General features: G+C 28.6%; 19 protein-coding genes. 2 read left to right on the plus strand and 17 right to left on the minus strand.

All coding sequences use genetic code 11. The features are described from left to right. Positions 1 to 30: 30 nt before the first annotated feature. From DAD81_RS15980 to DAD81_RS16040, 13 genes are all read right to left on the minus strand, one after another. The gene (locus DAD81_RS15980) at positions 31 to 1170 is read right to left on the minus strand and encodes an AMP-binding protein (protein WP_111709307.1); all 1140 of its coding nucleotides are present in this window, start codon (positions 1168 to 1170) and stop codon (positions 31 to 33) included. Positions 1171 to 1209: 39 nt separating this feature from the next. Further along, positions 1210 to 2139 (minus strand): CPBP family intramembrane glutamic endopeptidase, encoded by a 930-nt coding sequence (locus DAD81_RS15985; protein ID WP_111709308.1) that lies wholly within the window; start codon positions 2137 to 2139, stop codon positions 1210 to 1212. Continuing rightward, entirely contained in the window at positions 2136 to 3170 is a 1035-nt protein-coding gene (locus DAD81_RS15990) for an o-succinylbenzoate synthase (RefSeq protein ID WP_111709309.1), read from the minus strand. The genes DAD81_RS15985 and DAD81_RS15990 overlap by 4 nt, the downstream gene beginning before the upstream one ends. Positions 3171 to 3299: 129 nt before the next feature. Continuing rightward, positions 3300 to 3689, minus strand: coding sequence for a VOC family protein (locus tag DAD81_RS15995; RefSeq protein ID WP_111709310.1), 390 nt, complete (start codon positions 3687 to 3689; stop codon positions 3300 to 3302). A 3-nt stretch (positions 3690 to 3692) separates the two neighbouring features. Continuing rightward, on the minus strand, positions 3693 to 4217 hold the full coding sequence (locus DAD81_RS16000) for an SRPBCC family protein (protein ID WP_111709311.1): 525 nt from the start codon (positions 4215 to 4217) through the stop codon (positions 3693 to 3695). A 33-nt stretch (positions 4218 to 4250) separates the two neighbouring features. After that, entirely contained in the window at positions 4251 to 4931 is a 681-nt protein-coding gene (locus DAD81_RS16005; protein WP_111709312.1) for a metal-dependent hydrolase, read from the minus strand. Positions 4932 to 5044: 113 nt separating this feature from the next. Beyond that, on the minus strand, positions 5045 to 7312 hold the full coding sequence (locus DAD81_RS16010) for a TonB-dependent receptor domain-containing protein (protein WP_111709313.1): 2268 nt from the start codon (positions 7310 to 7312) through the stop codon (positions 5045 to 5047). 86 nt (positions 7313 to 7398) lie between these two features. Next, complete coding sequence (locus DAD81_RS16015) at positions 7399 to 7794, minus strand: hypothetical protein (protein WP_157961160.1); 396 nt, start codon at positions 7792 to 7794, stop codon at positions 7399 to 7401. Positions 7795 to 7826: 32 nt separating this feature from the next. Then, the gene (locus DAD81_RS16020; protein ID WP_394340171.1) at positions 7827 to 8726 is read right to left on the minus strand and encodes a 1,4-dihydroxy-2-naphthoate polyprenyltransferase; all 900 of its coding nucleotides are present in this window, start codon (positions 8724 to 8726) and stop codon (positions 7827 to 7829) included. A 26-nt stretch (positions 8727 to 8752) separates the two neighbouring features. Beyond that, positions 8753 to 9532 carry a (Fe-S)-binding protein gene (locus DAD81_RS16025; protein WP_111709316.1) on the minus strand — a complete coding sequence of 260 codons (780 nt, stop codon included), beginning with the start codon at positions 9530 to 9532 and terminating at the stop codon, positions 8753 to 8755. A 132-nt stretch (positions 9533 to 9664) separates the two neighbouring features. After that, the gene (locus tag DAD81_RS16030) at positions 9665 to 10972 is read right to left on the minus strand and encodes a (Fe-S)-binding protein (RefSeq protein ID WP_111709317.1); all 1308 of its coding nucleotides are present in this window, start codon (positions 10970 to 10972) and stop codon (positions 9665 to 9667) included. 468 nt (positions 10973 to 11440) lie between these two features. Continuing rightward, a complete protein-coding gene (locus tag DAD81_RS16035; protein ID WP_245949323.1) occupies positions 11441 to 12397 on the minus strand; it encodes an MlaD family protein in 957 nt (318 codons plus the stop codon). A gap of 59 nt (positions 12398 to 12456) precedes the next feature. Then, positions 12457 to 13545, minus strand: coding sequence for an N-acetylmuramoyl-L-alanine amidase family protein (locus tag DAD81_RS16040; protein ID WP_245949324.1), 1089 nt, complete (start codon positions 13543 to 13545; stop codon positions 12457 to 12459). Between the two features lie 257 nt (positions 13546 to 13802). Between DAD81_RS16040 and DAD81_RS16045 the strand changes: the two genes are divergently transcribed. Then, the gene (locus DAD81_RS16045; RefSeq protein ID WP_245949327.1) at positions 13803 to 16430 is read left to right on the plus strand and encodes a putative LPS assembly protein LptD; all 2628 of its coding nucleotides are present in this window, start codon (positions 13803 to 13805) and stop codon (positions 16428 to 16430) included. A gap of 88 nt (positions 16431 to 16518) precedes the next feature. Next, a complete protein-coding gene (locus DAD81_RS16050) occupies positions 16519 to 16899 on the plus strand; it encodes a Rid family detoxifying hydrolase (RefSeq protein ID WP_111709319.1) in 381 nt (126 codons plus the stop codon). A gap of 44 nt (positions 16900 to 16943) precedes the next feature. Here the strand turns inward: DAD81_RS16050 and DAD81_RS16055 are convergent, their stop codons facing one another. From DAD81_RS16055 to DAD81_RS16070, 4 genes are all read right to left on the minus strand, one after another. Continuing rightward, positions 16944 to 17306: a methylglyoxal synthase gene (locus tag DAD81_RS16055; RefSeq protein ID WP_111709320.1), complete on the minus strand. Its 363-nt coding sequence runs from the start codon at positions 17304 to 17306 to the stop codon at positions 16944 to 16946. Between the two features lie 39 nt (positions 17307 to 17345). Next, the gene (gene gap, locus DAD81_RS16060) at positions 17346 to 18341 is read right to left on the minus strand and encodes a type I glyceraldehyde-3-phosphate dehydrogenase (protein ID WP_111709321.1); all 996 of its coding nucleotides are present in this window, start codon (positions 18339 to 18341) and stop codon (positions 17346 to 17348) included. Between the two features lie 33 nt (positions 18342 to 18374). Further along, positions 18375 to 19361, minus strand: a complete 987-nt coding sequence (gene pfkA, locus DAD81_RS16065) for a 6-phosphofructokinase (RefSeq protein ID WP_111709322.1) — start codon at positions 19359 to 19361, stop codon at positions 18375 to 18377. Between the two features lie 78 nt (positions 19362 to 19439). Beyond that, entirely contained in the window at positions 19440 to 20342 is a 903-nt protein-coding gene (locus DAD81_RS16070) for a sugar phosphate nucleotidyltransferase (protein WP_111709323.1), read from the minus strand.

Raw genomic sequence — 20342 nt, forward strand, 5'->3', positions numbered from 1 at the left:
AAGTTTCAATTAGTAAAAGCTACTTTTAAGCTAGTTTAGATTTAATAAACGTATTGTTTTTTGTCTATTAATCTTTTTTGTAGGTGTTTCAATAAACTTGGCTATAAAGTAAATTTCTTTAGGTTTTTCAAATTTTAAAAGTGATTTTAGATTTCTCACTTTTTCTTCATATTCTTTTTGGTGATTAAGAGGAATCGAAATTATATTTTCAGATAAATTATTATTTGAAATAGAACTTTTACTCTTCTCGGTAACCAATTTCTCAATAATTAATACTAGTTTTTCACCCAAAACTGAATCTTTAAAACCAGCCACAAAAAATCGTTCAGAAATTATACTTGATAATTTTTCTTCTATTTGTTCTGGAATTAATTTTATTCCACCAGAATTAATTACAGAATCATAACGACCTAACCACTTAAATTCACTTTCTGAAATTAGTTCAACTATATCGTTTGTATTTACAACTTCCGAAGAAACATTTAGAGCTTTTATAATTAAACAACCTCTAATATCTGCTGAAATTGAAATATTTGGAAGAACTTTGTAATGAGATTGCTTAGTTTCACTCGCAATTACGTTTTTTAAATTATTTAGTTTTTTAACGGCAATATGCGTTATAGTTTCCGTCATTCCGTAGGTTGCAAAAATTTCAGTTTCAACATTTTGAATTTTACTTAGTAATTCATTTGAAACCACACCTCCACCAACAATTAACTTTTTAATTGTATTTATTTCAACTAATGAATTATTTAATTGCAAAGGAACCATTGCACAGAAATCATAAACTTTATTTCCTTTTAAAGGATTGGAGCTTGGAGCAACAACATCTAATTCCCAACCTAGGGTTAAGGCTCTAACTAGCATCATTTTTCCTGCTATATAATTTACAGACATACATAGCAAAGCTGAAGTATATTCACCCAAATTAAAATAGGTACCTGTTGCCAAAGCACTATTTATCATAAACTCTTTTTGAAGTTTAATTAACTTTGGAGTTCCTGTTGAACCTGAAGTTTTAACTTGAACATATTTTTTTGAGTTAAACCAATTACATAAAAAATCATAAACTTCAACAGAAATTGATTCTGAAAATTCTAATAATTCTTCAACATTTTTAAATGAAGAGCCTTGTAGTTTAAAGTTTTTATGAAAATGTTGTTTATTCATTTCTCTTAAATGTAATTTCTACTCCAAACAATTATCAAACTATGCTATAAATTCATCTTCATTTAATACTATAGGCTCTCTAATTGTTCCTAATAGTTTTCCTTTCCAATTTGACCAACCATATTTTTTTGAAAAAATAAAAAGTATTAAAGGGTATAATATAAATACAGGAACAAACATTAAAAGATCTAATGAAGGTTCCGAAACATCAATTAATAGCGCATCTGTTTGAAAAACTGCCCAATTAGAGCTAACTAAAACCGCTGCAACTATATTATTTGCTGCGTGAAAACCTAAGGCTAATTCTGTACCTTCATCCATTAATGTAAAAACACCTAAAACCAAACCAGTTCCTATATAATAGATCATAATAATCCAACCTAGTTTTTCTACTTCTGGATTTAAACCATGTAATAAACCAAAAATTACTGAAGTTAAAATTAACGCCACAAAAGACTTTTTAAACCAAACCCCAAAAGCTTGCATTAAATAACCTCTAAACAATAGCTCCTCTAAACTTGTTTGTATAGGTAAAAATATTATGGAAATAAATAATAATCCAAAAAATGGAGCAGGTTTAAAATTCCAAACATAATTATTAGGAAACATAAAATAATCAACCCCAATCATTATCACTCCAATAGAAAACCAAACAAAAAAAGCATAAAAAAAACGGCTCCAATCTACTGATTTTCTTGATGTTATTATTGTCTTAATTTTCCTTTTATGCAATTTACTTACAAATAGAAATAATAATATTAACAAAAATAAAAATGGTAATAAATTAGCTAAGAAATCTGAATTACTAGGTTCCCTTCCCTCCATTTCTTTATACATAGTATCCAATAATTCAGGAAAGAATAGGTAAATTACTACATTCATTAAGAACGGAAAAGTAACAATAGATATTGTTATTAAATACGCCCACCAACTATTATTACCTTTATAAGCTTCTTGTATAAATTTCATAGTTCTACTTTCCAGTTTATTGTGTTATTATAATGTAAATACCCTTTTTTAACTTCTAACGGGCTCTTGATATTATTAGTAAATAAGCTTCCTGTGCCCAAGCCTTGCGGCATTTTATTACCCAAAGAATAAGTCCATTGGGCAATTGCATTTAAACCTATATTACTTTCTAAAGCTGATGTTATCCACCAACCAATTTGTTGTTTTTCTGCCAAATTAATCCATTCTAAACTTCCTTTAAACCCTCCAACCAAACTTGGTTTTAAAATTATATATTGCGGATTAATTGTTTGTAGTAATTCTTGCTTTTTTGTTACATTAAAAACACCAATTAATTCTTCATCTAAAGCAATTGGTATTGGAGTTTTAGAACATAAGTCTGCCATTTCCTCTATTTGGCCTTGTTTTATTGGTTGTTCTATAGAATGAATTTTAAATTCAGATAATTTTTTTAATCTTTCTAAAGCTATATTTGGGTTAAAAGCTCCATTTGCATCCACTCTTAATTCTATCTGTTCTGAAGAAAATTCTTTTCGAATACTTTTTAGTAATTCAAGTTCCGTTTCAAAATCTATAGCCCCAATTTTCATTTTTATTGTTGAAAAACCAGCTTTTAATTTATCTGAAATTTGTTGTTTCATAAAAGCTTCACTTCCCATCCATATTAAACCATTTATATTAATAGCATCTTTAGATTTTGTAAAATTGGAAGGGAATATTTCAAATGAATTATCTTTTTTTAAACTTAACAACGCCTGCTCTAAACCAAATTGAATGGAAGGAAATTGTATTAACTCATTTAGTAAATATTCTTTATCTAAATGAATGTTTGCACATAACCACTGTAGTTTTTCTTCATAATCTGGTCTATCATCAATACTTAATCCCTTAAATAAACCACATTCTCCATATCCAATTTTTTCTTCATCGTAAATAATTAAAAAATAAGTTTCTTTAGTTTTTAAAATTCCACGAGAAGTTCCACTAGCTTGTTTAAAATTTAATAGGTACTTTTTATAGGTTGCTTTCATTAATAATTTAAAAAACGGAAAAGTACGAATAATTAATTTTTAATGAATATTAGCTATCTAAAAACTTAGTTAAAATCTACTTTATTAAAAAGCAATATAAGTCTTTGAAAATAATATATTTTATACAATTTAATTAGTTGAATGCAATGCCATTCTATTCCCTTCGGAATCAATAAATGCCCCCATAAAACCAATTTTTTCGGTAATTTGCATTTTTTCAACAATTACTTTTCCTCCTGCAGCTTCTATTCTACTTAATTCATCATTCAAATTATTAGTTTGAGAGGCAAAATAAATAAGTGTTCCATTCGGATTTGGCTTGTAGTATTTTGGGTTAAATATTAACTGCCCGCCAGCATTGGGTGCTGTTTTATCTTCTGAAGCAGGAAACCATCCAATTAATTCTTCACCAAAATTTTCAACTTTAATTTTTACACTAAATATTGTTTCGTAAAATTTGACAGCCCTAGCCATATCATTTACAGGGATTTGAAACCAACATACTAAATTTTTCTTCATGAATTATCTTTCTAAAATAATTTTTAATTTGTTTAAACCATACTCAAATTCTTTACCTATAGATTTATCCATATTCATAAACAACATCATAATACTTACTGGGAATTTATTGTTTCCCGAAAATCCCCAAATTACCTTTGTCCCATTCCCTTCTTTTTTCACTTTTAAATAAGCATTGGAAGTAGATTTAAATGGTTTTAAAAATCGAAGTTGAGAATTTACAACTTCATTTTCAACAATTCCAGTAATTTCTTGTTCTCCTTCCCCAACATCTTTGTTTCCTACCCAAGCAGACAAAAAACCAATTTCGCCATCAGTTCCTTTAAATGTCTTTTTCATATTTGGATCTTTTTCCGCCCATGGTGACCAATTATCTTGATTTTTTAATAATTTTAAATATTGAAAAACTTCAGGTAACGGTTTACTAATTGTTATTGATCTATTAACGTTATAACTTTTTGGCGCAATTAACCCCAACACAATAACAAGAAATATTATTGCTAAAAAAATATAGAGTAAAATACTCATAATAAATGTTTAATATTAGCAGTTAAGATAATTTTAAATTTTAACATTTTCACCTATAGGTAATAATATCAATTCTTTTTTAGCTTTTGCAAACTTATTTATTGCTGCCACTTTATCAATTTTAATAAATCCAAAAGTATCAAAATGAACTCCTAAAACTTTATTACAATTTAAAAAAGCACTCGCCTTCATAGCTTCCTTTATTCCCATTGTAAAATTATCTCCAACCGGTAAAATAGCTAAATCTAACTCACCAATAACATCTGGAATTAATTTCATATCAAGAGTTAAAGCTGTATCTCCCGCTACATAAATTCTATGATGACTTGTTTCTATTACAAACCCTCCTGGTTGCCCTCCATAAGTTCCATCCGGGAATGAACTTGAATGAATTGCATTTGTAAAATGCACAGTTCCAAAATCAAACTTCCACTTTCCTCCATGATTCATTGGGTGGCCTTCAATTCCCATTTTTTCAAAATGAGTTACAATTTCATAGTTTGAAATTACCTTAGCCCCAGTTCGTTTAGCAATAGCTTCAACATCTAATATATGATCTTCATGTGCATGAGTTATTAAAATATAATCAGCTTGTAGTTTATTAATATCAATGTTTTTAGCTAATTCATTTCCTGTAATAAATGGGTCTATTAATAATGTTTTGTCTTTTGTTTCAATACTGATACAGGCGTGTCCTAAATAAGTTATTTTCATAGTGAAGTTTATTATTGTTGGTTACTGCAATTTAAAAAATATTTTCCACAAAAAAGAACCGCAAAAGAATTAATCTTTGCGGTTCTTAACAAATTAACAATTATTATTTAAATTTAAAACTTATACTTTAAATAAGTAGTGAAATTTCTACCTGGTTCATAAATACGACCGGAAAGAGTGCTTGAATTTGCATATGAAAAATTTAAATGCTCATAATATGTTTTATCAAAAATATTAAGAATACCAACTCCTATTGTTAAATTTTTAAAAGGCTCTATACCTGCCCTAAAATCTAACGTTTCAAAACCTGGAGTTTCCTGTTCCATAAATGAATCAGATACTCTACTTTGTTTTCCTACAATACGACTATTTAATGAAAGCCAATAATTTTTATTTTCAAATTTAACTCCTAAAACTGTCATAAAAGGTGGTATTTGAGCTAAAGGCTCATTTAAATCTTCATTTTTAGCATACGTATATGACAATTCTGAATTAAACTTTAATTTACTTGTTATATTATAATTAAAATTAAATTCAACACCTGATTGCGAAGCTTTATCAATATTAATAAATTGCTTTGCTTCAATTGGTGGAGTTGTTGGCATAAATTTTCTAGGAATACTAGAATTTACTACTGGCACAATATAATCTTCCAAAAAGGAATGAAATACAGATGCTCCAATTTCGACCGTTTTAAACCTTTTATTAATTGAAAGTTCAATTTGATTATTAATTTCCGGATCTAAATTTGGGTTTCCTACATATTCATATGGATCTACACCTACTGCAAAATGGTTGATAAATCGTTCAATCATATTTGCCGTTCTTACTCCTCTACCAACAGCTAACTGAGCTTGAAAACCATTATCTTGAAATTTAATAGCTGCATTACCACTTATATTTGTTTCTGTTTTATCATCAATTTCACCACCATATAACGCTAAAAAATCAGCTGCTGGATCATTTATTACTGCTTTTATAAAATCTGCTCTAATTCCAGTTGTTAAAGTTAACTTATCTGCTACTTTAAATTTACCTTCAGCAAAAATCCCAAAATCATTTAATTTAGAATCTTGCCAAATTTTATCAATAAATACTTTAGGTTCTGGTAACATTGAACCATTCATTATTTTAACAATTCTAGTTCTTGAACCATCTCTTTGAATAAGATTCGCATCTACACCAACAAATATTTTCGATTTTACACTAGGCGTTAATACAACTTCTGCTTTTCCTCCATAAGTTGAAACTTCAACTGGAGATTGAGCATCAACCATATTAAAATTAGGACGATTTGTATTTGTCATTAAATGATCAACATATGAATAAAAAACTTTTGCATTAAAATTTTCTATTTTTTCTGAAATGTTTTCCCATTTATAATCTAACCCAGCTAAATAACTATCATCAAATGGAGAATCCATAGGTAATCCGGCGTGTTTTATATCCCTACCAAAAGATTGTCTCCAAGTAGCTTGCAAACGTTGATTTTCTGTTGGATTTAACCCTATTTTTAATGAATAATCTGTAGTTCTAAAAGAAGAAGGAACTTCATCTCCATTACCATCTTCATAATCACCAAATTCACGATAAGAACCTGTAAACAAAACATCATAATTATCTGCAACATACAATAAAGATGCTCCAGTAACTAAATTACCTCCGTTAGATTCATAACCTCCTTCAACGCTTCCTTGTAATCCCTTTTTCCCTTTTGAAGGGTTCTTACTTACCAAGTTTATAATTCCTCCAAAATTCTGTCCAAATCTTACTGTAAAAGGACCTTTTACAATTTCTATTTTTTCAATTTCTTCTGGAATTACATGTGTAGTAATTGGATCCATTCTATTAGGACAAGCGTTTAACATTTTAAATCCACCATCATATTGAATATTTAATTGTTCATATTTAAACGAACGAAAAACAGGTTCGGAGGCATATGCTCCTCTTTTAGCAATACCAAATCCTTGAATTTCTTTAAATAAATGTCCAACACTTCTTGGTTGACTTATTCTTTTTTCAGCATCATTAATTACTGTAGATTGTGAAATATCATTTAACGGATTTGCCGAAACTATTATTTCACTCAATTCAATTTGAGTTGATTCTAATTTAATTTTAATGTTTTGCTGAAGTTTTACAATTTTAGTTTTATATCCTAAATGAGATATTTTAACTTCATCGTTTCTTTTTCCTTTTATAGCAAATTCCCCCTTCGCGTTTGAGACTGTTTTAGTACCATTATTTAAATTTATAATTGATACATTTTCAATTGCGTTGAAACTATCCTCATCAATAATCCCCCCTTTTATTTGTAATGTTTGCCCATATATTGTTATAGCAAACAACATTACTGTAAAACTTAGTAATACGTTTTTCATTTTTATTCTAAATATTGATTCATTAATTTATGTAGTAGGTATAAATATTTACTAGGTATTCTTTTTAAAATACTTAATTAAAAAATTTATACAATAAAGTAAAGTGAATCTTGGGGCGGTTTAAATAAGGTTGTGAAAAAACTCTTTGGTAATATATTAACATGTGCAAAATTTGCAACAGTGAATTCCTTTATGCCCTTAATCTCATATAAATATTGAGTAACCGGGCTTATTGGATAATCTTTAAAACTAATTTGAGGAATATTTGATTTATGATCGTGTTGGTTATTCGTTAGTTTGTTTAATTGTTTTTCTAAATAACACTTACCATTACACTCCAAATATGGTCTATCTCTGTTTTCGCAAAGTACTGAAGCTATATAATCATAATTGGCATAGTACTCCATTATTGGAACAATTGGTCTAACCATTGCCAACAAATAGAGCATGTAAAAAAAGATGCCGAAAAATTGATTCTTCATTAAATTACAATAATAAAAGCCAAAGATATCTGTTAAATTGACAAAAACAAACCTAACCCAAATAATACTGAAAAAACAAATGTACTTATTGCTAGTTTTTTTAGTTCAGGGTCTAATAACTTAGATTCTTTATTTTTAAAAACAACTATAAAATGTTTTATAATAGGAATATATGCAACTACAAAAAGAAACTGATAAACAGATTTATAATTTATAATGGTGAAAACTAAAGTAAAAAGAAAAGAGGTAATTAATAAAAAATAATGGTAATATTTAGCATTTTCACTTCCAATTTTTACGGCAATTGTATTTTTATTTGTCTTAATATCAGATTCTCTATCTCGCATATTATTTAAATTTAATACACCAATACTTAAAAAACCAATAGTAACTGCAGGCAATAACACGAAAGTATTTAACTCCTTAGTCTGTAAATAATAACTACCGACTACACTTACAATTCCAAAAAAAACAAATACAAAGAAATCTCCAAAACCGCTATAACCATATGCTTTTTTCCCCATTGTATATTTAATTGCAGCAACTATACTTAAGACCCCAAGAATAAAAAACACAAACAGATTAAGAAAATCGTCTTTACCAAAAGAAGTATAAATTAAAAGAATAGCAATAAAAAAAGTTATAATTACTGAAATTTTTATTGCCAATAACATCTGATTTGGACTAATAACACCACTTTGAATGGCACGCTTTGGCCCAATACGATTATCATTGTCGGTCCCTTTTACACCATCTCCATAATCATTTGCAAAATTTGAAATAATTTGAAATCCTATTGTTGTTAAAAGTGCTAAAACAAATATTTTCCAATTAAAAATATTTTGAAAAGCGGCGATTGAACTCCCCACAATAATACCGGATACAGACAAAGGTAAAGTTCTAAGCCGTGCTGCTTCAATATAATGTTTTATCATTTAAAAAAAGTAGTACTATTAATTTAAAGGTCTTCAGTATTCGCTATAAGTTCAGCAATATCAAGAACTTTTATATCATCTTCTTTATTAGTTGCTTTAACACCATCCGTCATCATAGTATTACAAAAAGGGCAACCAGTTGCAATAATTTTTGACTTTGTTTTAATGGCTTCTTCGGTTCTTTCAACGTTTATATCTTTAGTTCCTTTTTCCGGTTCTTTAAACATTTGGGCTCCTCCAGCTCCACAACATAAACCATCTGATTTACAACGCTTCATTTCAACCAATTCAGCTTCTAATTTTTCAATTAAACTTCTTGGTGCTTCATAAATATCATTTGCTCTACCTAAATAACAAGGGTCATGAAATGTGATTTTTTGCCCCTTATATTTACCTCCTTCAATAGAAAGCCTTCCATCATTCAATAAAGTTTCTATCAATTCTGTATGATGAAGAACTTCATAATTACCTCCTAGTTGAGGATATTCATTTTTAAGTGTATTAAAACAGTGCGGACAAGCTGTTACTATTTTTTTAATTTCATAACCATTTAAGACCTCAATATTAGTCATAGCCTGCATTTGAAATAAAAATTCATTTCCTGCTCTTTTAGCTGGGTCTCCTGTACAACTTTCTTCTGTTCCTAAAACGGCAAATTCAACTCCAGCTTTATTTAAAATTTTAACAAATGCTTTTGTTATTTTTTTTGCTCTGTCATCAAAACTTCCTGCACAACCAACCCAAAATAAAATTTCTGGTTGCTTTCCTTGTGCCGTCATCTCGGCCATTGTAGGTACATTCATACTAACTATTTTTAATATTATTCGTGTTTACCGTTTTTAAAAACTTCAATAGTAACATCTTTAAGTACTTAATCTATAAATTTCTTCGGTATCTTGTTGCTATTACTAAGTAATTATTTTTTTTATTTAGTATTACTTTTCGTCTTTCCAGTTTAATCTATCCATTTGGTTATACTGCCATGGAGCACCATTATTTTCAACATTTGTCATCATCAAATTTAATTCTTGTGGTGCAGCTGATTGTTCCATTACTAAATACCTTCTCATATCAAGAATAATAGCTAACGGATCAATATTTACTGGACATTCTTCAACACAGGCATTGCAACTTGTACACGCCCATAATTCTTCTGGTTTTATATAATCATTTAATAATTGTTTGCCATCATCAACAAATTTTCCATTTTTATTGATGTTTTCACCTACTTCCTCTAGCCTATCACGAGTTTTCATCATAATAGCTCTTGGCGAAAGTTCTTTCCCTGTAATATTTGCAGGACATGCCGCGGTGCATCTACCACATTCAGTACAAGTATAGGCGTTTAATAGTTGAACCCAATTTAAATCCTGTACATCGCTTGCTCCAAATTTTTCTGGAATTTCGTCTGCAGCTCCTTCGGGTTGAGCAGCAAATGGATCTATTGTTGGATCTAACATCATTTTTACTTCATTAGTAACACTTTCTAAATTTGTAAATTGTCCCTTTGGATTAAGGTTTGCAAAATACGTGTTTGGAAATGCTAATAAAATATGAAGATGTTTAGAATAATATAAATAATTTAAGAAAATTAGTATACCTGTAATATGCAACCACCAAGCTGTCCGTTCAACTATAAATAAGGTTGAAGCGTTAAATCCTTCAAATAAAGGAACCAAAAATTGACTAATTGGATTACCTATATCGTTTTGCTGAAAAGGAACGTCCGTAGCATTCATTATAAGAAACAAAGACATTAACACCATTTCAAAATACAGTATATAAAGTGCATCATTTTTTGGAAAGCCTTTCATTTCCTTATTCCAAAAACGAGGAATTTTTAACACCATTCTTCTAATCCAAAAAATAGAAACAGAGACTAGAACTAAAAATGCTAATATTTCAAAGGATCCTATTAAAAAACTGTAAAAACTACCTAAAAAGGACAATACTCGATGAGTTCCAAATAAACCATCAATTATTATCTCAATAACTTCAATATTTATTATAATGAAACCTAAATAAACAATAATATGAAGTATTCCGGCAATAGGTCTTTTCACCATTTTTGACTGCCCCAAAGCAATCTTTGCCATATTTTTCCAGCGAGCGCTAGAATTATCTTTTCTATTAATATCTTTTCCTAGCTTTATATTTCTTATAAGTTTTTGAAAGTTTTTCACAAAAAAACCTACTCCTAAAAAAAGAATAATTGCAAATGCTATGTTGTCAATATAATTCATTTTACTTTTTATAGATGATTCCAATTACCAATAATTAGAATTATAATTTTCCGAATTTCTTAAAATATCATCTTGAGTATTTACTCTCAAACTTAATATTTTCTATTTGATTAATTAAAATATCCAACTTCCTAAGTGATTTTCAATATTTCACTTTTATTAAACTCATGTTAATAAAATCTTTTAAGGAGCTTTTTTAAATCTTTCAGGATTTAATTATCAATTTAGTGCAATTTAATGTTTTCTCTTATTTAATAATAAATATTATACAAAAAAAATCAGATTGTAAATTTAAAACAATCTGATTAAATTTAGTTTTGTCATTAAAAAGTATTTCTAACACTAATAAATGTTGCTAAACATAACGTTATTTACATTATTATTAGATTCTATATTACAATTGTATAATTTTTTTTAGGTTTAGATTACCTTTTTAATATGAAACCCCACTAATAAACTTATTAATTATTATTTTTCTACTTGGTTAGGTGCATAGCCTTTTTCTTTTTTACCAAATAATGAAAAATGAACAAATCTCTTTGGATGTAATTTCATTTCTCTTAATAATTCTTCTAATTCTTTTGAAGCATTGGTAAGGTTATTATACATTTCTTCATCTTTTAATAGCTTACCTAAAGAACCATCTCCTTCTTCTAAACCAGATAGAACTGAATTTAAATTTGCTATAGTAGACTCAATATTTTTAATTGTTAAACCAATATTTGCATTTACCAATGTATCTGAAAGTTTAGATAAATTTTGAGTCATAAGATTAGCATTATCTAATGTTTCAGATAATTTTTCATCATTATTTTCAATTAATTTATTTACAGATTGAGAAGCTGTTTTAAAATTAGAAATAGTTTCACCTAATTCTTTAATACTTAATTTTAAATTTTGTCTGCTTTTCACGTCCAAAATATTGGTTAAACCAGTCATTAAAGAATCTGCACTTACAATTACATTTTCAACTTTAGCTTGTAAAGGATTTAATTTTTCCGTTACTGATGAAAATATATCAGATTCAATTTCTCCATTTAAAAAATCACCCGGATGTGCTTTTTCTCCTTCATAAGAAGGTACAACAGCTAAAGATTTCCCTCCCATTAAGCTAGCGCTATAAATTTTGGCAATACTATTTTTAGAGAATTCAAAATCTTGTTCAACACTAAATTCTACAATTAAATTCCCTTGTTTACCTTCTTCTTTACTAAAGTTAATATTAATCACTTTACCAACTTCAACACCATTTATAGTAACTACACTTGCAGTATTTAACCCCTGAACATTATTGTACTCTGTAAAGTATGTTTTTATTGGACCATCAAACAAGTTTTGTCCTTTTAAATAGTTATAACCCCATATAAATAATGCAATTATTACTATAGCTATAAATCCTGTTTTAAACTCTCTTGAAATTTTCAAAATTCTATAATTTTTAAAGCAATATTACTAATAATTTTTGGTTGTAAACGGCAAAAATACTACGATTTTTTTAAAACCTCGTCTATTGAAATTTTTTCACCGTTTTTAAATGCGACTATAAATGCTGATTTATAGCCCTTAGATTTTGCTAATGAATGCAATTCTTTAATTCTAGAATAATCTGATGTATTTCCTAAATAATATTTATAACTCCTACCAACTTTAACTCTATCAACATTTTTCAACCCTTTAAAATTATATGATTTAGTTTCAAGTTTTCTAGAACCTGATGCAATCTGAACTTTAAAAGCTACGTTGGAATAATTGGCAACAATATTTGACTTTTTTTCAGATTCAGCCGTTTTTGGAGTAATTTTATGTTCAACCGCTATTGTATTCAACTCTAATTGATCTATATACTTAGAAACCCCACTATAAATAGTTTCCGAGAATTTTGATTGACCTGATTTTGAACCTAAAAACACGCCTTCTTTATAATTTGTTATAAATCCTGTTTCTATTAAAATACTTGGCATATAGGTTTGGTATAACACAACAAATCCCGCCTGTTTAACACCTCTATCTTTTCTTTTTAATTTATTGGTAAATTCAGTTTGAATAATACTAGCCAATTGTATGCTTTTATCTAGATATTCTTCTTGAATTAAAGTAAGTCCAATAACAGACTCAGGTGAATTAGGGTCAAAACCTTTATAATTAGTTTTATAATTATCCTCCATTAAAATTACAGCATTCTCAGCTTTAGCAACTTCAAAGTTTCTTTGGTTAGCATGCGTTCCTAAAACCCAAGTTTCAGCGCCAGAAGCTTGAGAGTTATGAGCATTACAATGAATAGACACAAATAGATCAGCATCTGCTCTATTTGCAATTTTTCCACGTTCCCATAAATCAACAAATACATCTGTTTTTCTGGTATAAATAACTTTTATACCTTTTCTTTTACTTAAAAGTTTACCTACTTGAAGTACAATTTTTAATGCAATATCTTTTTCTTTAACCTTTTTGTATCCTACTTTCCCAGGATCTTTTCCGCCATGACCGGCATCTAATACGACAACAAATTCTTTTTTCTGAGCAAAAAGAGTATTTTCGCCAAAAAGAAATACAGTTAAGAATACGAAAAACACTATGCTTTTCGTTGTTAATTTAAATTTGCAAAAGAGTTGTGAGTTCATCAATATTTTTAATTATTTTTGGCATCTGTTATTTGGTAATACAATTATTGAGCCATACATTTATAATGTTAGAAAAATAAGGTTGATTGCTTAAAAGCTAAAATAAAAAAACTTATGGGATCGACCCAATTTTATATAATGATTTTACAAATATTTTAATTATTAAAACAATTAGTAAAAAAATATGTTTTATCTTTTTTTTGATTCAAGTGTTTCACTTGTTCAATGCAAATGGATATGCACAAGAACTAAACAAGATTTCTAAGGATACTATTCCTAAAAGAGCTATAGACACTTTAATTAAACCCGTTAGAGATAGTCTTCAAATTTCTAAAAAAGACTCATTACTTATTAAAAGCAAAGATTCTATAAAGAAACCTAAAGAATTATTAGAAGGTATTATTGAGCATAGTGCAGATAGTTTAATTAGACAAGATGTTTTAAATAATAGAATTATTTTATATAAAAATGCTCATATTCATTATAAGGATATAGATTTAAATGCAGGATATATAGAAATTAATAACAATACTAGTACCGTAATTGCTAAAGGTATAAAAGATAGTATTGGCCAATATTCTGAATTACCTGTTTTTAAACAAGGAGAACAAGAATCTACTCAAGACACCATAAGTTTTAACTTTGAATCTGAAAAAGCTAAAATTTGGAACTTAAGAACTGAACAACAAGGTATTATTATTTTAGGTGAAGAAAGTAAAAAGTTTAATGATTCTATTATATTTATAAAAAACATAAGATTAACATCATCTACCAAAAAAAATCCTGATTATTATATTAGAATTCCTAAAGCCAAATTTATAAAAGATAAAAAATTGGTAGCTGGTACAAGCCAACTTGTAATTGCTGATATACCAACTCCTATTGTTTTACCTTTTGCATATATACCATTAACAAAAGGAAGAACGTCTGGTTTTTTAATGCCTACATGGGGAGATAATAACAGTCAAGGTTTCTTTTTACAAAATGGAGGTTATTATTTTGTTCTTAATGATAATTTTGATTTAGCCGTTTTAGGTGATATTTATTCAAACGGTAGTTGGGGTTTACGTGCCGAATCTAGTTATAAAAAAAGGTATAAATATTCCGGGAATTTTGATGTTAGATATGAGAATCTAAAAAGTAGTTTAAAAGGATTTGATGATTACTCAAAAGCCACAAATTATAATATTAGATGGAGCCATTCTCAAGATGCAAAAGCAAGTCCTAATTCAAGATTTTCAGCATCTGTAAATTTAGGTAGTAGTCAATATTTTAAGCAATCTAATAATGAAATAAATACAAATGCGTTCTTAAATAACACAATGAGTTCGTCTATTTCATATTCTAAAACATTTGTAGGAACTCCTTTTAATATGTCTTTGTCAGCAACTCACTCTCAAAACACCAATACTGAAGCGATTAATATGACTTTGCCGTCTTTACAGGTTAATATGGATAGAATTTACCCTTTTACGGGTAAAGGAGGAAAAAAGAGTAATGCAATTCAAAAAACAGGGTTATCTTATACTATGAAAGGTGATAACAGAATAGAAACTACTGAAGAATTCTTTTTCAAAAAACAGATGTTTGATGAAGCTAAATCTGGTATTCAACATAATTTAACAATGAATACCAATATGAAAGCATTGAAATTTTTTACTATTTCTCCAAGTTTAACATATAAAGATGTTTGGTATTTTGACAGACTAAAGAAAACTTTTGATGATGTAGAAAATGCAGTTGTTACAGATACAGTTAGCAGTTTTAGTCGTTTTAATGAATATTCCACCTCCGTTTCTTTGAGCACTACTTTTTATGGTATGTTTAAATTTAAAAAAGGAAATATTGAAGCAATAAGACACGTTGTAAGGCCTAGTATTTCATATAGTTACCGTCCAGATTTTAGTTACCAGAACGAAGAAGTTCAAAATAGTGAAGATCCAACTGATATTATTGAATACTCTCCTTTTAGTGAAGGTATTTTTGGAAGTCCAGGATCAGGGCTTTCAAATAGTTTAAACTTATCTTTAAACAACAACCTAGAAGCTAAATTAAGAAAGAAAGACTCATCAGAAACTGAAGCTAAAAAAATTATATTGTTAAATAATTTAAACTTTTCAACCAGTTATAATATGGCTTCAGACTCCCTAAAATGGAGTCCCGTTAGTATGAATGCAGGAACTAAATTATTTAATGATAAATTAAATGTTAATGTTAGAGCAACCTTAGATCCTTACGCTTTAGATGTAAACGGAAAAAAGATTGATAAGTTTAATTTTGATAATGGAGGAAGTTTATTTAGGTTAACAAACGCTGGTTTAACACTTAATTATTCTTTATCTAGCAAAAAAGAAAATGAAAAAGGAATATCTAAAGAAGAGAAAAACGCTAAAGCTAATAATTCTGATGGGATTTTTGGTGAAGATATAACTACCTCAAATAGAGACAACAAACCTGATAAAGGAAAATCTGGAGGTTCAGAAGTTAAATTATTTGGAGCTAAAATACCATGGACTTTACAATTGGCCTACGCTCTTAATTATACAAATACTTCACGGGAAAAGAATATTTCATCTAACTCTTTAATGTTTAATGGAGATTTAGAACTAACGCCTAAATGGTCTATAGGATTTTCATCGGGTTATGATATTAATGAAAAAGGATTTACTTATACAAATTTAAAATTCTCAAGAGATCTTGATAGTTGGAAATTAAACTTTAATTGGGTACCCTTTGGAGATAGACAAACCTATTACTTTTTTATTGGTATTAAATCATCAATGTTAAGCGATTTAAAATACGATAAAAGACAAATACCAGATAAAGCACTTTTTTAATATGAAACAAGCATATCCAAATTTGACACATATGGAAATGACTAATAGCGAATGCCCTGTGTCACCATTATCATAAAAATGTAAACACATGAAAACAATTATTAATACAGAAAATGCTCCTGCACCTATAGGACCTTACAACCAAGCAATTTTAGTTCAAAATACATTATATACTTCTGGTCAAATTGCAATTAATCCAATTTCTGGAGATTTAGTTATAGAAACTGTTAAAGCTGAGACAAAGCAGGTTATGGAAAACCTAAAAGCTGTTTTAGCAAAAGCTGAAATGAATTTTGAAAATGTGATAAAATCAACCATATCCATTACTAATATGAATGATTTCTCTGAAATAAATGAAATTTATGGAAGTTACTTTAATGCTGATACAGCTCCAGCACGTGAAACTGTAGAAGTATCTAATTTACCAAAATTTGTTCATGTTGAAATCTCAATGATTGCGATAAAATAAATCACTTTATAATTGAAGTCAAAAATTAAAGAAAGTATCAAATTCTAAATAGACTTAATTAAAAGTTGAGCAGTTGATGGGTTTGTAGCTAAAGGTACATTATGTACATCACATAAACGCATTAACATTGCAATATCTGGTTCATGAGGATGCATTCCTAGCGGATCTCTAAAAAACAAAACCATATCAGTTTTTCCTTCCGCAACTCTTGCTGCTATTTGAGCATCTCCACCAAAAGGACCAGATAAAAATTTAGTGACTTTAAATCCTGCTTTTTCTGCATTCTTACCAGTAGTTCCAGTAGCAATTAATTGAATTTCTTTTGAAATTAATAAGGCTTTAAAATCCATTAAAAACTGAATCATTTCTGCCTTTTTACCGTCGTGTGCTATAATTGCAATTTCCATAACTTTTTATTTAAACTATTCAAATATAGTTCAATTATTTTATTTTAATGATGCTGAATATTCTATTAAATCAACAATTTTTGTTGAATACCCAAATTCATTATCATACCAAGAAATAATTTTAAAAAAATGATTATTCAATTCCATTCCTGCAGATGCATCAAAAACTGAAGTTCTAGTTTCTGAAATAAAATCTCTAGAAACCACCTCATCTTCTGTATAACCTAAAATTCCTTTTAAATTATTCTCAGATGCAGTTTTCATTGCTTTTTTAATTTCAGAATAAGTTGTTTCTTTTTTTAGCCTTACAGTTAAATCTACTAATGACACATTTGCAACAGGAACTCTTACTGCCATAGCTAAAATTTTCCCTTCAATTTCTGGAATAATTTTAGTTAATGCGTCTGAAGCACTAGTTGAAGTAGGAATCATATTATTTAATGCGGCTCTTCCTCTTCTCCATTTATCTGATTCACCATCAACAGTATTCTGACTTGAAGTTGTAGAATGCACCGTAGTCGCTAACCCTTCAATAATACCAAACTTATCGTTTAAAACTTTTACAATTGGAGCTAAGCAATTAGTAGTGCAAGATGCATTTGAAAAAACTATATTTTCTTTAGTTAATTTAAAATTATTAACTCCCATAACAAACATAGGAGCATCTTTAGACGGAGCAGATATTACAACCTTTTTTGCTCCAGCCAACAAATGCAATTCTGCTTCTTTTTTTGTGGTGAAAAACCCTGTGGATTCAATTACATAATCTACATTTAAAGCTCCCCAGTTAATATCTTTAGGATTCTTTTCTGAAGTAATTCTAACGTTCTTTTTATTTACAATTAAATTGTTTTTATCTATTTCAATTGAACCTTTAAAGGCTCCATGTACAGAGTCAAACTTTAATAAATAAGCTAATTGATCTACTTCTTGTAAGTCATTTATAGCAACAACTTCAATACCTTCTCTTTTTATAATGGATCTAAAAGCTAGTCTTCCTATTCTTCCAAATCCATTTATTCCAACTCTTATCATTTACTAAATTTAGCTGAAGCTTTTAATCCCATTTTAAATAGACATTATATCACTTACACGAAGTAATTCTTTATTAATTTCGTGACGCCCTTTAACTGCGTTATCTAAATTTGTTGTTTTTACTTTTTCATTAATAAGCCCAACCATTAAGTTCGTTTTTCCTTCCAATAGTAATTCAACTGCTTTTACACCTAATCTAGAAGCTAAAACACGATCAAAACAACTTGGAGAGCCTCCTCTTTGCATGTGTCCTAAAACTGACACTCTCACTTCATATTCCTTCAAATTTTCCTCAACATAATCAGCTAACTCAAATACGTTTTTACCAATTTTATCACCCTCAGATACAACAACAATACTAGATGATTTTCCAGATCTTTTAGTTCTTTTTAAAGATTCTAAAAGTCTTTCTAAACCTAAATTTTCTTCTGGTATTAATATTTCTTCGGCTCCTGCTCCAACACCTGCATTTAAGGCTATAAACCCTGCATCACGCCCCATTACTTCAACAAAAAACAATCTATTATGTGAACTAGCTGTGTCTCTAATTTTATCAATAACTTCAACAACTGTATTTAAAGCTGTATCATACCCTATTGTATAATTAGTTCCAAAAATATCATTATCTATAGTCCCTGGAATTCCAATACAAGGAAAATTATATTCCTCATTAAAAATCATTCCTCCTGTAAAAGTACCATCACCTCCAATTAAAACTAAACCATCAATTCCTTCTTTTACCAGTTGTTCATGTGCCTTTTTACGGCCTTCTTTAGTTCTAAAATCTTTTGATCGAGCTGATTTTAGTATTGTACCTCCGCAATTAATAATATTACTTACATCTCTTGCTGTCATTGGTTTAAAATCTCCTTCAATTAAACCTTGATAACCTCTATATGCTCCTACACACTCAATTTTATAATATGAACACGCACGAACAACTGCTCTTATAGCAGCATTCATTCCTGGTGCATCACCTCCTGATGTAATTACACCTATTTTTTTTATTTTTTTCTTCATAATTAATGAGCAAATTTAATACTAAATTTTAATTAAACTTTATTTATTTGCTACTAGTGTCATTTTTATTTATAGAGCTTACCACAAGTTTTCTGGATAAACCTTTAATGCTTTTAATTTCTGAATTTCAGAGGTTACATAATCTTTATCTTCCTTGTAAGTAACTCCAAACCAACGAGCATTGGATTGTAAAACTTTCATAGTTGCCGTTTTATTCAAAATAGAATTATTAACAACCGTTGGAATAAAAAATTCCTTTTTTGGCTCTTTGTAATTCTTTTCTAAAAAATCTATAAACATAGATTCTGATAACTCGAAATATTTTGGTGTAAACCCAAAGAAGTTCATAGCTACAACTGTTTCTTCTGATATTGGGATTAATTCTTCATTTTCATTTTTAAACTTTAAAACACCATCTACTTTTTCAATATGAGTTCTCTCGGTTATTCCCGTTAAATAGTCGTTATTATCAACTCTACATTCTCCTCTAGAAACAAATCCATAATCTGAAATTGTATTTTTAAGAACATATGCCATCATATTAAAGTTGGTTGAATTTTCATCTATTGAATTTAAAGCTAAAGCAATCCCTTCAAAAGCCTCTCTTCCATAAAAATCATCCGCATTTATAACTGCAAAATTTCCAGGAACTGCATCTTTTGCCATTAACAAAGCATGTCCTGTTCCCCAAGGTTTTTCTCTATTATTATCCTTATACTTTTCTGGAATATTATCAATTTCTTGAAAAACATATTCAACATCTATTTTACCTTCTAATTTGAGGTTGAAAAAATCTTTAAAATCTTGTTCTATACTTTTTCTAATTATAAAAACAACTTTTCCAAATCCTGCCTGAATAGCATCATAAATTGAAAAATCTAATATTGTATCTCCTTGAGCTGAAAATGTATCTAATTGCTTTAATCCACCATACCTACTTCCAATACCCGCAGCTAAAATTACTAATGTTGGCTTGTTCAT

It is taken from the genome of Lutibacter citreus (assembly GCF_003260195.1).
Taxonomy (GTDB): domain Bacteria; phylum Bacteroidota; class Bacteroidia; order Flavobacteriales; family Flavobacteriaceae; genus Lutibacter; species Lutibacter citreus.

Excerpts from the sequence above, each read along its gene's own strand:
- DAD81_RS15980 (WP_111709307.1), bottom strand. The coding sequence starts at position 1,170 with ATGAATAAACAACATTTTCATAAAAACTTTAAACTACAAGGCTCTTCA.
- DAD81_RS15985 (WP_111709308.1), bottom strand. The coding sequence starts at position 2,139 with ATGAAATTTATACAAGAAGCTTATAAAGGTAATAATAGTTGGTGGGCG.
- DAD81_RS15990 (WP_111709309.1), bottom strand. The coding sequence starts at position 3,170 with ATGAAAGCAACCTATAAAAAGTACCTATTAAATTTTAAACAAGCTAGT.
- DAD81_RS15995 (WP_111709310.1), bottom strand. The coding sequence starts at position 3,689 with ATGAAGAAAAATTTAGTATGTTGGTTTCAAATCCCTGTAAATGATATG.
- DAD81_RS16000 (WP_111709311.1), bottom strand. The coding sequence starts at position 4,217 with ATGAGTATTTTACTCTATATTTTTTTAGCAATAATATTTCTTGTTATT.
- DAD81_RS16005 (WP_111709312.1), bottom strand. The coding sequence starts at position 4,931 with ATGAAAATAACTTATTTAGGACACGCCTGTATCAGTATTGAAACAAAA.
- DAD81_RS16010 (WP_111709313.1), bottom strand. The coding sequence starts at position 7,312 with ATGAAAAACGTATTACTAAGTTTTACAGTAATGTTGTTTGCTATAACA.
- DAD81_RS16015 (WP_157961160.1), bottom strand. The coding sequence starts at position 7,794 with ATGAAGAATCAATTTTTCGGCATCTTTTTTTACATGCTCTATTTGTTG.
- DAD81_RS16025 (WP_111709316.1), bottom strand. The coding sequence starts at position 9,532 with ATGAATGTACCTACAATGGCCGAGATGACGGCACAAGGAAAGCAACCA.
- DAD81_RS16030 (WP_111709317.1), bottom strand. The coding sequence starts at position 10,972 with ATGAATTATATTGACAACATAGCATTTGCAATTATTCTTTTTTTAGGA.
- DAD81_RS16050 (WP_111709319.1), top strand. The coding sequence starts at position 16,519 with ATGAAAACAATTATTAATACAGAAAATGCTCCTGCACCTATAGGACCT.
- DAD81_RS16055 (WP_111709320.1), bottom strand. The coding sequence starts at position 17,306 with ATGGAAATTGCAATTATAGCACACGACGGTAAAAAGGCAGAAATGATT.
- gap (WP_111709321.1), bottom strand. The coding sequence starts at position 18,341 with ATGATAAGAGTTGGAATAAATGGATTTGGAAGAATAGGAAGACTAGCT.
- pfkA (WP_111709322.1), bottom strand. The coding sequence starts at position 19,361 with ATGAAGAAAAAAATAAAAAAAATAGGTGTAATTACATCAGGAGGTGAT.
- DAD81_RS16070 (WP_111709323.1), bottom strand. The coding sequence starts at position 20,342 with ATGAACAAGCCAACATTAGTAATTTTAGCTGCGGGTATTGGAAGTAGG.